The sequence below is a fragment of the Paraburkholderia aromaticivorans genome, assembly GCF_012689525.1.
GTDB classification, from domain to species: Bacteria; Pseudomonadota; Gammaproteobacteria; order Burkholderiales; family Burkholderiaceae; genus Paraburkholderia; species Paraburkholderia aromaticivorans_A.
This window is the reverse complement of sequence record NZ_CP051515.1, coordinates 1,870,230-1,883,871: the sequence shown is the minus strand read 5'-3', so window position 1 is coordinate 1,883,871 and position 13,642 is coordinate 1,870,230. Positions and strand designations below refer to the sequence as shown.

Annotated in this window: 13 protein-coding genes; 4 read left to right on the top strand and 9 right to left on the bottom strand. The window is 63.2% G+C overall.

Annotated features, from left to right (window positions below):
• Positions 1 to 14 precede the first annotated feature (14 nt).
• Positions 15 to 209 (bottom strand): hypothetical protein, encoded by a 195-nt coding sequence (locus HF916_RS20285; protein WP_168790629.1) that lies wholly within the window; start codon positions 207 to 209, stop codon positions 15 to 17.
• Between HF916_RS20285 and HF916_RS20280 the strand changes: the two genes are divergently transcribed.
• The 3 genes from HF916_RS20280 to HF916_RS20270 all read left to right on the top strand — a co-directional run bounded on the left by HF916_RS20280 (position 208) and on the right by HF916_RS20270 (position 6,123).
• Entirely contained in the window at positions 208 to 1,362 is a 1,155-nt protein-coding gene (locus HF916_RS20280) for a branched-chain amino acid ABC transporter substrate-binding protein (RefSeq protein WP_431311404.1), read from the top strand. The two genes, HF916_RS20285 and HF916_RS20280, sit on opposite strands and share 2 nt — an antisense overlap.
• Positions 1,363 to 2,281: 919 nt before the next feature.
• Positions 2,282 to 2,806 carry an FHA domain-containing protein gene (locus tag HF916_RS20275; protein WP_168790628.1) on the top strand — a complete coding sequence of 175 codons (525 nt, stop codon included), beginning with the start codon at positions 2,282 to 2,284 and terminating at the stop codon, positions 2,804 to 2,806.
• Positions 2,807 to 3,477: 671 nt separating this feature from the next.
• Complete coding sequence (locus HF916_RS20270; protein ID WP_168790627.1) at positions 3,478 to 6,123, top strand: PASTA domain-containing protein; 2,646 nt, start codon at positions 3,478 to 3,480, stop codon at positions 6,121 to 6,123.
• A gap of 170 nt (positions 6,124 to 6,293) precedes the next feature.
• Here HF916_RS20270 and HF916_RS20265 read toward each other — a convergent pair whose 3' ends face one another.
• The 7 genes from HF916_RS20265 to HF916_RS20235 all read right to left on the bottom strand — a co-directional run bounded on the left by HF916_RS20265 (position 6,294) and on the right by HF916_RS20235 (position 11,895).
• Positions 6,294 to 6,683, bottom strand: coding sequence for a DUF4280 domain-containing protein (locus HF916_RS20265; protein ID WP_168790626.1), 390 nt, complete (start codon positions 6,681 to 6,683; stop codon positions 6,294 to 6,296).
• Positions 6,684 to 6,702: 19 nt separating this feature from the next.
• Positions 6,703 to 8,022: a serine/threonine-protein kinase gene (locus HF916_RS20260; protein WP_168790625.1), complete on the bottom strand. Its 1,320-nt coding sequence runs from the start codon at positions 8,020 to 8,022 to the stop codon at positions 6,703 to 6,705.
• Between the two features lie 3 nt (positions 8,023 to 8,025).
• Entirely contained in the window at positions 8,026 to 9,144 is a 1,119-nt protein-coding gene (locus HF916_RS20255; protein WP_168790624.1) for a S41 family peptidase, read from the bottom strand.
• Positions 9,137 to 9,595 (bottom strand): hypothetical protein, encoded by a 459-nt coding sequence (locus tag HF916_RS20250; RefSeq protein WP_206001830.1) that lies wholly within the window; start codon positions 9,593 to 9,595, stop codon positions 9,137 to 9,139. Before HF916_RS20250 ends, HF916_RS20255 begins: the two co-directional genes overlap by 8 nt.
• A 54-nt stretch (positions 9,596 to 9,649) precedes the next feature.
• Positions 9,650 to 10,267, bottom strand: a complete 618-nt coding sequence (locus HF916_RS20245; RefSeq protein ID WP_168790622.1) for a hypothetical protein — start codon at positions 10,265 to 10,267, stop codon at positions 9,650 to 9,652.
• Positions 10,268 to 10,413: 146 nt separating this feature from the next.
• On the bottom strand, positions 10,414 to 11,355 hold the full coding sequence (locus HF916_RS20240; RefSeq protein ID WP_168790621.1) for a serine/threonine-protein kinase: 942 nt from the start codon (positions 11,353 to 11,355) through the stop codon (positions 10,414 to 10,416).
• 6 nt (positions 11,356 to 11,361) lie between these two features.
• Entirely contained in the window at positions 11,362 to 11,895 is a 534-nt protein-coding gene (locus HF916_RS20235) for an FHA domain-containing protein (protein WP_168790620.1), read from the bottom strand.
• Here HF916_RS20235 and HF916_RS51530 point away from each other — a divergent pair.
• Positions 11,894 to 12,019, top strand: a complete 126-nt coding sequence (locus tag HF916_RS51530) for a hypothetical protein (protein ID WP_277352280.1) — start codon at positions 11,894 to 11,896, stop codon at positions 12,017 to 12,019. The genes HF916_RS20235 and HF916_RS51530 overlap by 2 nt on opposite strands.
• 257 nt (positions 12,020 to 12,276) lie before the next feature.
• On the opposite strand, the gene HF916_RS20230 is transcribed toward HF916_RS51530, so the two are convergent.
• Entirely contained in the window at positions 12,277 to 13,578 is a 1,302-nt protein-coding gene (locus tag HF916_RS20230) for a PP2C family protein-serine/threonine phosphatase (RefSeq protein ID WP_206001829.1), read from the bottom strand.
• Between the last annotated feature and the right edge of the window lie 64 nt (positions 13,579 to 13,642).

Genomic DNA, 13,642 nt, shown 5'->3' with positions numbered 1-13,642 from the left:
GAGGTGCCGCGAATTCACGCAATCGGCGCCTGACGCAATTCTTCTATTTTCCGGCAGATCGGTTCAATGCCGCCGCTTTCTGGCTGCATAAATTTGGAACCGCTGACGAACGACGCCGCGCCGCGAGGTGCGAGCGATCCGGCGAAGGCAGGAAGACCGGCCGCATGCAGTCGCGTGCCCCAACCATCACTACTTTTCGGGTGAAGCATGAGCAAAAGCACAGCCTTGGGTCGCGGCATGGCGACTGTCGGCATTCTGGGTACATTGGCGGCGGCTGCCGTGGGCGTCGCCCGTGCCGACGAGATGGTGAAAATCGGCGAAGCCGCGCCCGTGACCGGGCCGGCTTCGTATCTGGGCAAGGATACGGAAAACGGTGCGCGCCTTGCGATCGAGGAAATCAACCAGAAGGGGCTCGTGATCGGCGGACAGAAGGTGACGCTGGTGTTCGACGCGCAGGACGACGCGGGCGATCCGCGTCAGGCGACCCAGGTCGCGCAGAAACTGGTGGACGACAAGGTGGTCGCGGTAGTCGGTCATATGCAGTCCGGTTCGACCATCCCCGCGTCGAAGATCTACAGCGATGCCGGTGTCGTGCAGGTGTCGCCGTCCGCGACCAACCCGGCGTATACGTTGCAAGGATTCAAAACCGCGTACCGCGTGGTCGCCACCGACGCGCAGCAGGGGCCAACGCTTGCCGACTACGCGGCGAAAACGCTGAACGTGAAGACGGTTGCGATCGTCGACGACTCGACCGCCTACGGCCAGGGCCTCGCGGTCGAGTTCGAGAAGCGGGCGAAGGCGAATGGCATCACCGTGTTGTCGCACGACGCCAGCACCGACAAGGCCGTCGATTTCCGCGCGATTCTCACGAAGATCAAGGGCGAAAAGCCGGACGCGATCATGTACGGTGGCCTCGACGGCACCGGCGGCCCGTTTGCGAAGCAGGCGAAGCAGCTCGGCATCACGATAAAAGTGCTTGCCGGCGACGGTTTGTGTGCCGACGACCTCGCGAAGCTCGCGGGGGACGCCGCCGATAACGTGATCTGCTCGATTGCCGGCGCGCCGCTGCTCAAAATGGCCGAAGGTCCGGCGTTTGTCGAACGCTATAAGAAGCGCTTCGGCTACGCGCCGGTCTTGAATTCTCCGTTTGCGTACGACGCAGTCGGCGTGATCGTTGCCGCGATGAAGCGCGCGCAGTCAACTGACTCCGCGAAGATTCTCGCCGCGATGCCGGCGACCGATTATCACGGCGTGCTCGGTGAAACGCAGTTCGATTCGAGAGGCGATCTGCGGCACGGTGTGATCTCGCTGTACAAATACGTCGGTGGCAAACAGGCGTTACTGGGCGTTGTGGAGAAGTAAGGGCGCTTTAGCAGTCTGTCTTGTCTCCGCTGCAACGCCGTTTTCAGCTTGCGGTGCGTACAGCGGCACAGGAGCGTGTTTTATGTGCCGCTGTTTTACGACATCACGATTTTTGGTTATCGCTTTGCGGTGACTGGCGACGCTTCATAAGCGTTCCAATCACACCCTCACTGGAACGGAGGTTCACGCCTTCGCACCAAATGGGAGACGGAATGAATGCTTAAGGCGGACTCCCGCAACAGCCAGACTCTGGTCGCCTGAGCGGTTGCATAGGTTTCGCAGACCGCGAACCCATTTGAAATGGCCTGTTAGACGTTCGTTTAATGGGGTGCAGGGCGTTGTCTTGACAAAGCAAAAGTGGTCTTCTATAGATGATTTAGTTAGTCACACGAACTGTTGATGTGAGGGCCGCCATGGCGCGGATTGCGTCCGCTTCCAGCACGGGCCGGATTCGATGCGATGCCAGAATGTGCGATACGTGGCACGCAAAACGCGCTTACGATTCTCTCGACCCGACGATCCCACGCGAAATTGCCGGTCAACGGGCGTTTTCCAGATTCCCACGATGGACGCGCATGGAGGGACTGTGAACATTCAAGCAGTTCGCTCAGCTTCGCTAATAGTGGTACTTGCCACAGGCGCCGCCGCCTCCCGGCAAGCCTCCGCGGAGGAATGGCGAGCGCCTGGTGGGGTGATGGCGCAGGCACGCACCGAACTGCGGGCTTTCACCGGATTCAATCCGCCAGCCGCAACACGGCTCACCGTGACCGCATCGAAGTCGCAACCGGCGACACTGATGCCAGTCAGCGTCGCACTCGCCATGCCCGAGTCACAGGTGCCGCTCGCTACACCAGCCACTCCTCGGCCGTCTTTGTGGCAGCCGGTCCCGAAGAGCTGGTGGTCGGTCACGATCGATAGCGTGCGGTTCGACCTGCGCGGAGTCTTTGGGTTTCTGCTCGCGTGCGTCGCTGGATGGGCCGTGATCCGCCACTGGGGGCGTCGTCCGAATCCGGTTACTGTGGTCCCGCAGCCAAAAGTGGTTAAGCCGCTGCCGCCGCTCGCGCATGGCGTTAACCGGGTGAGCGTGGTTTTTCCGAATCCCGCTCCGGGCCGGCCCGCGGCGATCCTGTTCAAGGATGGGGGCGGACACCGTGACACGCGCTTTCCGATTGAGAAATCGAAGGTGCAGATTGGCACCGAAGATGAAAATGACCTCGTCATCCGTGGCGACGCGTATGTATCCCGTAAGCATGCGAACATTCGGTTTCAGGAGGGCTGCCTCTATCTGAAGGATCTCGGATCGAGCAACGGTACCTTTCGCAATGGCACGCGGGTCGGCCAAAGCGTGGTGATGCTCGCGCCTGGGGACCTGATTCGCTTTGGACGCACGACCTACGAACTTCGCAGGATTGGCCATTCCGGTGGCGCCGCGCGTCCGCGCTAAGACCGGCTCGCGCCTGCTGCACGATGTGCTAAAAAAAGCTGTCCGTCGGTCGTTCTATGGAAGACGACGCAACAGGTCGATGCCGAGTTGACCCGACGCACAATCCACGAGGCTTCAGCCGGGCCCGCTACCCTCGCAAGACGATACCTGCCTTGAGGTTTTCGCTGTTTACCCCATCGTGTTGTGTGCGCGTGTGCGTGTGCGTGTGCGTGCGCGAAAAAGTGCATGGCGGGCCATACCTTGCCTGCGTGATGCGAAGCGCAATCACACGACATTCGTACCCGCCAGCACGAACGCGGAGCATTGTTGCGCATTCCTGTACATCAGAAGTGAGCGACATAGAATGAAAGACAGCGGGTGCCGCAAAACGCGGCGAAGACTAGCCTCGATGAGATGCGGGTTCGACCAGGCGAAGCCAGAGGCAGGCAATTGAAGTGACAGGGGCAGCGTTGACCCGGCTGCAACGGATGTCCTGCACGCTACAGGTGCATAACGGCAGGCGGCACGCCGTTTAACGGCGGGCTTTGGCTTGACAGACCTGGCGCTTGCCCGTCTTTTTCGTCCGGAGCGCCTGACAAGACGTCCTGAAGCACCGTCGCCCGCCCGAGTCGAGACCTGCGCGTGTCCCAACGATCGGCGGACTGCTCTCATGCCAGGAGGGGAGAGTCATCATGGAAGTGCAGCAAGCTGACCGCCCGTTTCATCCCGCTCTGTTGACGTTGCCACGAAAGGCTGCTGTGTCATTCGAACGCTTGCTCTCGACGCGCTGGCTGGATGAATACCGGTCACGTGGAACGTTCAGGCGTTTTCTCTGGTGCCTGGTTTTAGCCTGCGTCACGATTGAGACGGGCTGCCAGCTTGATTTGGCTTTTGCGGGCGGCGTCGCTTGTAATTTTCAGATGGGTCAATGCCAGCAATCCACGTCCTCTGCTCAGCAACAGATGCAGCAACAACGGGAGATGCAGCAACAACGGGAGATGCAGCAACAGCGGGAGATGCAGCAACAGCGGCAGATGCAGCAACAGCGGGAGATGCAGCAACAGCGGGAGATGCAGCAACAGCGGGAGATGCAGCAACAGCGGGAGGCGCAGCAACAGCGGGAGGCGCAGCAACAGCGGGAGGCGCAGCAACAGCGGCAGATGCAGCAACAGCGGGAGGCGCAGCAACAGCGGGGGATGCAGCAACGGCAGGAGGCGCAGCAGCAGGCGCAGCAACGGCAGCAGGCGCAGCAGGCGCAGCAACAGCAGATGATGCGGCGGACTCAGCAGAAGCCCGGCACCGCTGGCAACCTTTCACAGCCGATGTCCGCGGCTCAGAATCAAAACGTGGCGACTCCCGCCCTGGGTTCCCATCAGCAACAGGTTGGCAACGCGTCCACCTATTCCCGTGCGGGAGTGCCATCGACGACAGTCAAGCTCCCATATTCGAAGACCAGCAACGTTTCAGGCGTGCCGGCCACTAATTTGCGGCCCTACATGCCACCCCTTCAGGTCGTGTACATCGTCGTTCCAGGAGTGGTCGGGCGCACTCTGGAGGAAGCACGCCGGGAGATACGCAATAGTGGGCTCCAGATAGGCGGCGTCAGTGCTAATCAGGTCACCGGCACCATTCACACGCAACTGCCGCTACCAGGAACGCACGTGTCTCCCAGTACAGTTGTCAATGTATCCATCACCGGCACAGCGGCGGCCAGTGTCAAGGTTCCCGACCTCACGAATTCGAGCGTCGCAGATGCGGGGCGCCGGCTAGGCGCGAGCAACCTGGTCCTGGCTTTCGCTGAAAATGACGGATCGGCTCATGCCGGTCAAATCCTGAACCAGGTGCCGGCGCCGGGCACCGAGGTGCCCTTGGGCACGCCCGTCACGGTGTATATGCTGAAAATACCGGGGCCCGGGCAATCCGGACATGACGACAGGCGTGATGTTTTGAAAGGCGACGGGAGGGGCGCAGGGATGTCCATAACCGCGCAATCGCGCATCACCGATTCGGGGGCAGGCGGTTCAAAAGGGGCAATCGGCTCTTCTGCCGCAAATCAGCCTAGGGATGTCGTGTCGCCCACCGCACCGGGGCCCCGGCCGGCGACCGGAACGGTTCAGCCGCCGCCGGCGGTTGCGAGCACGGGACCAAATCAACCAGACTCGGGAGGTCACCCGTCCGTGGGAGTCGGTGCCACGGCGACGTTGTCGGATCGACCATCGCAAGCGGGCACCACCGGAGCGGCAGCGGGTGCAATGACGTCGCCCGCAGATGCGGCGACCGTCGAGGCCGCCCCGGATGAAACAGACACGCCTGATGTGGCGACATCCCCTGCGGCCGACGTCGCGGCGGCGCAGCCCGAACCCGATCAGACGGGTGCGGGAAGCATCGCAATTGAAGGGCAGCCCGCCCCTGGCGAAGCACAAGCCATCGGCGAACCTCCTGTTGCCACGGCTGAGGCGCCCCTCGGAGGCGCACCTCCTGTTGCTACGGCTGAGGCGCCCCTCGCAGGCGCACCTCCTGTTGCAGCACCTGAGGCACCGGCCGCCGCAGCGGCCAGTCCGGGGCCAGGGGCGGCGGCTGCCCTGGCGGGGGCGGCCGGTGCGGGCGTGCTCGCGAGCCATGCGAACGACGCGGCAACTGCGGGACAGGCTTCATCTGATACGGCGCATGACGCGGCGGCGGATCTGGCCGCCCAACCGGCCGCGACATCCACGGGGTTCAAATCCGTCGACGCTGCGCTCGCGCAAATGAAGTCAGCCAATGCAGTCTTTAACGTGCCAGATGTCGTGGACGTCGACGACAATTGCCCATGCCGGATCGACTTTGTCCTCGACGCGACGCGGCAGATTCCACAGATCGAGGCCATGATCACCGATATGAATCCGTCGGCTAGCGGTTTCCACCACAACCGGGTTCAGATATCCGATGTCATGCACGCGAAGCTGACGGCCGACCCCGCCGACTTCCTCATCGACCCGGCGGGGTGGCAGCGGCAGGCGGTCAGTGATAAGCGACCGGCCGTGTGGACCTGGCTGGTTACGCCGAAGACCTGGGGCAAGCACGCACTTCGTCTGGAACTTGAAGCGCTGGTCTCGATTAATGGTAAATCTGAACCGGTGACGATCCAGACGTACGCCGAGAACATCGATGTCACCGTGACGCCGATGAGCCTCGTCGCCCGGTTCATTGCAGCAAACTGGAAATGGTTGTGGGTGACGCTCCTGATTCCGCTGGCGAAGTATTGGTGGAGTCATCGGAAGGCGAAGCTTGGTTCTCCGGTGCCGTCCAGTTCGCGGCAAGCTGCCGGTCTGCATAGGCGGGTTAAAAGCTCGAGGTAAGGGCGCCGGTCGGTCTGCCGGGGGGCGGCACGGGGCCGCGCGGACACCCTGTCAGATTCGTTGCCTCCGCAAGGGCATGCCGGTTCCCGGCATGCCCGGCTCGCCCGATCGACTGCACCCGAGCTCGCGGCGGGATTCGTAAGTCACGCGCTCGCGGCGGCATACTCCGGCTAGGGCACATTGGTGCGCACCGTCGCGGGATCGGAGATCGTCACCACGCCTGCCCACATGCACATGCATTGAGACAGATTGTCCAGCGCCGGAATGCCGTCGATCAGCACGGTCGGCGCGCCTAGCACCCATGGACTCACGGTCGCGGGAATGCACGGCATCGGCGTCAGTACGCCGAGCGCCGCACTTGTCGCGGCCGCCACGGCCGGATTGGCAATCGACATGCACATGCCGAACGAGCCAATATTGACGAGCGGCACATGATCCTGAATGGTTGCTGCCGGCGGACCTTCGGCCATCACGCGATTGACCGGCAACACCGTGAGACTTGCGGGCGCGACGCCAAAACTGCACTGCAGGAGTGCGCCCATCGTGACCTGTTGTGCCATTGCCATCTCCTGCCAGTCATTACTCGGAAGCGTCGTAACCGATCTGCGGACAATTACCGCGCATCGCCTGGGTCGACGGGGGCTGCCCGGTCTCGCGATACTGCTGATAATCGGCACGCAGCCGCGGCTTCGTCTCGCGTGTGTGGGGATCGGACTCGGGCGCGTCAAGCACCTGCCGAACTGCCAGCTGATTGAAATCTGTCAGGCGATGCAGTGCCTGGCTGTAGTCGGACGAGAACGTAACCATGTTGCGATCGCTGTCGGAGATCAGTTTGGTAAAACTGGTGGTCAGATCCGAGAAGCCGTCCGCAGTCGCAATGTCCCTCTGCCGTTCGCGAAATTCGCGTAACGTCTGCTCGCGGCACAGCAGGTTGTGCGCGCGCGTCGCGCTGGTCAGCACGTTGTGAATCGCCTGCCTGTCGATCACGAGTGCCTTGACGAGGTAGACGCTCAACGCCGCCATCACGCACGCGGACACCAGCACATATTTCCACTTGTCGCTGTCGAGCTTCTCGAGCGCTTTCAGGAATGCGCCGCAGCCTTGAAAGCGTTCGGCCGGATCGATGCGCAACGCGCGCCGTACGACTTCGGCCACGCCACGGCGGATCTTCGGATTGAACCGGCGCGGATCCGGCGCAGCATGCGCCATCTGCTGAGCCTGGACGGCCTCGAAGGTCTCGCCCGTGAACGGCAGCCTGCCGGTCAACGCTTCGAATAGCACGACGCCCGCGGAATACACGTCCGAACGATGATCGATGTCCGCGCTGTTGCGCAGTTGTTCAGGGCTCATGTAAGCGGGCGTGCCCATCACGTTCGCTCCCTGCGACGCGCCCGGACCGCCGGCTTGCATTGCGATCCCGAAGTCGGTCAGGCGCGCGCGGCCGGAACGGTCGACCAGCACGTTCGACGACTTGACGTCGCGGTGAAGGATAGCCAGCCGATGCGCACAGTCGAGCCCGGCAAGCACACCCTTGACGGTCGACAGCGCCTGCTTTTCGGGCAGACCGTTCTTACCCTTGCTTTCGATCATTTCGCTGAGCGACTGGCCGTCGACGTATTCGAGTACCAGGTAATAGTCGTCGTCGATATGAAAATAATCGATCATCTGGACGATGTTCGGGTGATCGAGCTGCGCCTGATGCCGCGCTTCGTCGTAAAAGTACTGGCGAAACCTGGCGTCGTGCGTGAGCTCGCGCTTGAGGATCTTCACCGCGTAGCGCCTCTCCTGCACCTCGACGTTGGACGCAAGATAGACCTGTCCCATCCCGCCTTCGCCGATGCGCGCCTTGATCAACAGGTTGCCGTGCACGGTCCGGCCGATCAGATAATCGTCTTGCATCGCTTACTCCGTGGCGACGGTAGCCTGTAGATAAATGGTGGTGGCTGCGCCGTCCATGACGGGGCGTTGCGGCGCGAGTCCCTGACCGTCGAAACGCACACCTTGAGGCGTGACGAGGTAGCCAGTGGTCAGGATTAGTGCCGAACCATCGCTGAGCGGCAGAATGTCCTGCCGGCTGCCTTTGCCCGCGCTGGTGCGGCCGATTGAGATGGCGCGTCCGTTGTCGGTTAGCGCGCCGATGAACAGTTCCGCGGCGCTCGCCGTGTGTTCGCTCTGCCACAGGAAAACCGGCTGCGCAAGCGCGAGTCCCGCTGTCGTGCTCGTGTAGGTCTGCGTGAGCCCGCGCTGGATCACGGAGACGATCGGCATGCCGCTGGTCAGAAACAGCATCGCGGTATCGATCGCCGTATAGAAATCGCCGCCGCCGCAATCGCGCAAATCGATGATGACCGGCATGTTGCGGTCCCAGCGTGACAGCGTCGCTTTCACGTCGCTCAGCGTCGAGCTGGTGAAGTCGGTGATCTTCAGCACGTGCATGTCGCCGACGGTGTAGTCAGAGACTGGCGAGGCGTCGAGCGTCTCGCGCGTCACGCTGACTTCGCGCACTGCGCCGCGCGCATCGGCGATTTGCAGTCTGACCTGCGTGCCGGCCTGGCCGGTCGCCAGCGCGGCGAGTAAGGCGAGCGGTTTGCCCCTGACGCGCTGCCCATCGATGGCGAGCAACTGCTCGCCGGACCGGATGCCGGCACGCGCGGCCGGCCCTTGCGGATACGGATAGAACAGGGTGGTGCCGTCGCGCCGCCGTTCGAGGTCCGCGCCGACGCCTGAATAGTGGCCGTTGCGCACGCCGAGGTACGCGACGTATTCGTCGCGTGTCAGGAAGCCGGAATAGGGATCTTGCGTGGCCAGATAGTCGCCGAGCGTCTCGCCGACAATCTGCAACGGGTCACCGCGCGCGAAGACCGCCTTCGTGCTGATCAGCGAAAGCGCCTGCGCATAGAGCTGCAACGCGGGATCGGATTGCGCCGCGCAATCGAGCGGGCAGTCGGACGGCCCGCGCGTCGGCCCCGACGCGCTGACGAGCGGCGTGACCAGCACGGCGAGCAGCATGGCCTTATTCATGCGGCGGGGCGGCCGGGGTCGAACGAACGCCGGCCTGTACCTCGAGCCGCTGCCTGATTTCCAGCTTGACCTGGTCGATCTTTGCGCGGATGTCGTCCGGATTCGACGTCGTATCGTGTTCAAGCGCGTCGAGTTGCGCGCGATAGCCGGCGATCTGCTGGCGTAGCTGCGCGGTCTTCTGGCGCTCCTTCGCATTGGTCGCCGCGAGCCGATCATTCTGCTTCTGCAAGGCCGCCAGCCGCTGGTCCAGTTGCCCGGCGGTCATCTGCCGGTTCGCGAGGTCGGCGCTGAGTTGCCGCGTCTGGCGATTCAACTCATCCCGTATCGCCTGCTCCTGCGCGAGGTCTGTCTCCTTGTACTGCACCCGCTGCTGGGTCGCTTGCACGTCCTGGTACTGATTCATCAGCGTGCAGCCGGACGCTGTCCATGCTGCCAGGACTGCGAACAGCATCCACATCATGTTTCTACACATCGACGCATCCCCTGCAGAAGTTTGTCGCGGCCGCTACACGCGTTGCCGTTGTGCCGCGACCGCCTGTGCGGTCACGCGTGTCTGCGCGAGCAGTTGCTGTTGATGCTGCAGTTCCTGGGTGTACTCGTGTTCCTTGAATGCGTGTTGGGCCTGCAGACCATGCATGTAATTGACCGCTTCCTCTTGCGCGGCAACCGACTGGTCCGCATCTTTCACCGCCTGGTCGAGCTTGGCGCGTTCCTTGTCGAGGGCTTTCTGGTCGATCGTCTTGTCGTGGATCTGCTGGACCACGATGTCGGTGTGCTGCGTGATCGTAACGACCTGCTTTTGCAGATCGTCGTTGTATTTCGCGCTGGCTGTGTTGACCGCCTTCATGTAGCGAAGCCGCGCGTCGAGGTCATTCTCGTGGCCTGCCAGTTCCTTGCGCTGCTTGTCAAGGTTGTCCGACAGTTTGTAGCAGAGCGCACCACCGCCGAGCCCGACACCGGCGCCGACGGCGGCACACGTCGCGTCGTTGCCGCCCGCCAGCTTGCACGCGAGAAAACCGAGGCCTACCCCGACGGCGCCACACTCGAGTGACGCATTCTGTTGTTCCGTCGCGCAGGCGGCGGTGAGTGACGCTAGCGCCACCGCGATAAGCCCTCTGATCATCACTGGTCCCCTCGAAATCTCTTCATTTCATCGGCGTTCGCGCGCCATTGCGCGCGGTTCGCCGCCCGGGTAAGACATCGTTTTCGTCTGCTTGTCGCCTGCTTATCACCTGCTTGTCGCTTCCTTATCGCTTGCCTGTCTCTCGTCTATCGCACGGCCAACAGTGCAAGCACGCCCACTATCAGCGCCAGCGCCACGAGCGCGGCAATCCATACCTTGCGCGGAACGGCCCCGCCCGGCGTCCGCGCGGGCGCACTCAACAGGCGCGCGAATTCCGCACATCCGGCGACGCGCCGCGCCGGATCCTTCATCAGCGCCGACATGATCAACTCGCTGACGTTCGCCGGAATCGACGCGACGCGGCGGCGTGGCGCCACCGGCTGATCGCGCAGATGCGCGGCGAGCACTGCGGCGCGTATCGAGTTGTCACCGCTCGCGACGGCGACGAACGGCGGGCGCCCCGTGAGCGTTTCGTACAGCACGCAGCCCATTGCATAGACATCCGAACGAAAATCGATCTTCTCGGCGCGAATCTGTTCCGGGCTCATGTATGCGTTGGTACCCACCGACACACCCACCCGCGTGCGCCGCTTTTCGCCCTCCGTCAGCGCGATGCCGAAATCCGATAACCATGCATGCTGGTGTTGCGCGTCGAGCAGGATGTTCGACGGCTTCACGTCACGATGCACAATGCCTTTGCGATGCGCGTAGTCGAGCGCGTCCAGCACCTCTAGCATCAACGGCCGCGCAACCTCCACACTCAGGCGGCGTTCCGGACTCGCGTCGAGCGCCGCGGCGAGCGAGCCGCCTGGGATGAGGTCCATCACCATGCACGGCTTACCTCCAATGCTGAACACGTCGCGCACCGCCACGATATGCGGATGGTGCAATTGCACGTGACGGCGCAATTCGTCGATGAAACGGGCGGTGAGTTGCGCGTCGTCGGCGAGTGCGTCGGCCATGATCTTGATCGCGACGTGCTCCGAACTCCTGTCGTCCCACGCGCGCCATACCGTGGCCATACCGCCGGCGCCGAGCAGACTCTCGACGACGTATGGTCCGACGCGCTGACCCACCCGCAAGCTCATATGCGGTCAAAGCACGGTCGACGGGTCTCGCGTCGGGGGCAGCCCGGGCGGCTCGTCACGCCGTGTATGGCTCGCCACTACGCCGCTCGAATCCGATTCGATCTTGCGGAACAACCAGATGGTCGCGCCGGTCTTGATTCTCGCGCCGTCCTTCAGGATGATGCCGTGGCTTTCGACGAATACGTCGTCGACGAAGGTGCCATTCGTGCTCTGCCGGTCGAAGAGTTCGTAGCGTCCGGCGCGGCACAGAATGACCGCATGCTCGCTCGACATCGACGCGTCGGAGTTCAACAGCACGTCGCACGGCCGGCCGCCCTCACTCTCGACATAGCCTTTGCCGATCACATTTCGCCCTTCGTAAAGCACGAACAGATCGCCTTGCGCTCGCCAGACGAACGTACACAACACGCCGGTTATCTTGTTGCCCGATTCGGCGCGCCGTGTGACGGGCATCATTTCCGGGTCGCTGGTGTCCACGCGGGTGCCGCCGCGGCCTGGTTGACCTGTGCCTTCCGGCGCGATGATGGTGTTGTGCGCCATGCTCGAACTCCTCTCGATTTTTTCGCTCGCGGACTGGGACATGGGGTCCACCGTGCTGCGTTCCTGCGCGCGGCTTTCCGCTTCGCAACGCGGGCAACTGGTCCAACTCGGGTCCATTGGATGACCTTTCGGACAGGTATATTCCGAGGCGCCGCTGTCGGTGCTTGTCTGTCGGCCGCCACCCAGCAAACGCGAGACGGAGGACCAGATTGACTTCTCGCTCATGACCGGCCGCCCCAGATGCTGTGCGCTTGCCGCTGCTCAGCACGGCACGTGCATCCATCGAAATGGCCCGTGAGGCCGCCAGCGTCGGCCGGGTGAGTCGCGCGTGGTCGTGGCCGTCTTGTCAATTGAACCGTTTCCATGGTTTCGCTCCGTGATTCAGTGCACGGGCGCCGCATTCGGTGAGGCAGGCGTGTCCGGCGCATCGGGCACGGGTGTGCTGCTGCTCGCCGCGGCGCTTGTCGCTGCATTCGCGCTCGCCTTCGTGTCGGCTTTGGTCTCCTTACTCGCAGCGCGCCCCCCCGCGGCGGTCTGGGCGCCCGCTGTTCCGCGATGCTGCTCCGGAGGCTTCCGGTTATCGGATTTCGCTTTCGCGAGCGGCGGCTTGCGTATCGCGGATGGCCCCACCGCGCTCACTGCACCGGCCGCGCTCGCCGCGCGGGCTGCCGGCGGCGCGGGCAGCTTCGCCTCGAGATCGGCAACGTGCTTGCGAAGCGCCACCAGTTCCTGTTCGGTTGCCTGATGTTGCGCTTTGGCTTCCGCAAGTTCGCCGCGCAAACTGCTCGCGAGCGCCCTGAGGTCCGCGGTCTGCGCGTTGTTCTCCGTCACTTTGGACGGCGAGACAAGCCATGTGAACCAGCCGAGCACCAGCACTGCGACGCAAAGCAGCGGCACGATCACGATGCCGGCTTTGCGCACGAATGCGCCGAAGCCTCTGCCTGAGCGCAGCCCCCGGCGCTCGCCATAGCGGATGACCTGGACCGTCACGTTGTCTTCACCTCCGCGCTCCAGCGCGAGTTTGACGAGCTCATCAGCCTGTTCCTGCGGCGAGCGCGCGCTTTGCAGCACGGCGGCGATGTCGACGTCGCTGACATAGCCGTGCAAGCCGTCGGAGCAGAGCATGCAGCTATCGCCGCTACGCAGCCGCAGCCATTTGCTGACCTCCACCTCGACCTGCGCAGCGTGTCCCAAAGCCCGCTCCAACACATTTGCGTCGGGATGGCTCGCTGCTTGTGCCTGGGTCAGCAGGCCCGCGTCGACCATCTTCTGGACCTGGCTGTGGTCCTTCGTCAACGCGCGTAATTCGCCGTTACGCTTCATCAGATACGCGCGGCTGTCGCCGACATGCGCCAGCATGATGCGCGAATCCGCGGCAACCAGTACGACCGCTGTCGTACCCATGCGCAGCGTGGCCGGATCGCCGCTTTGCGCCTGCACATAGATCGTTTCGTTGGCGTCTCGCAGCGCGCTGCGCAACACTGCGTCCGCCGTATCCGGCGACGCCAGGGCCTCAAAATGCCGCTGCAAAACCCGTGCTGCCAGTTGCGCGGCGATCGCGCCACCCGCATGGCCGCCCATACCGTCCAGCACTGCAAAAATATCCGCTTGCGCAGTGCGCACCCAGCTCATGCGATCCTGGTTCTCGGTGCGCACATACCCGGTCTCGGAGCGCTGTCCCACCGACCATCTGTTCGTTCTGGGCGTTGCCGTCATACCTGGTCGCCGGTGCGTTCAGCATGTTGGG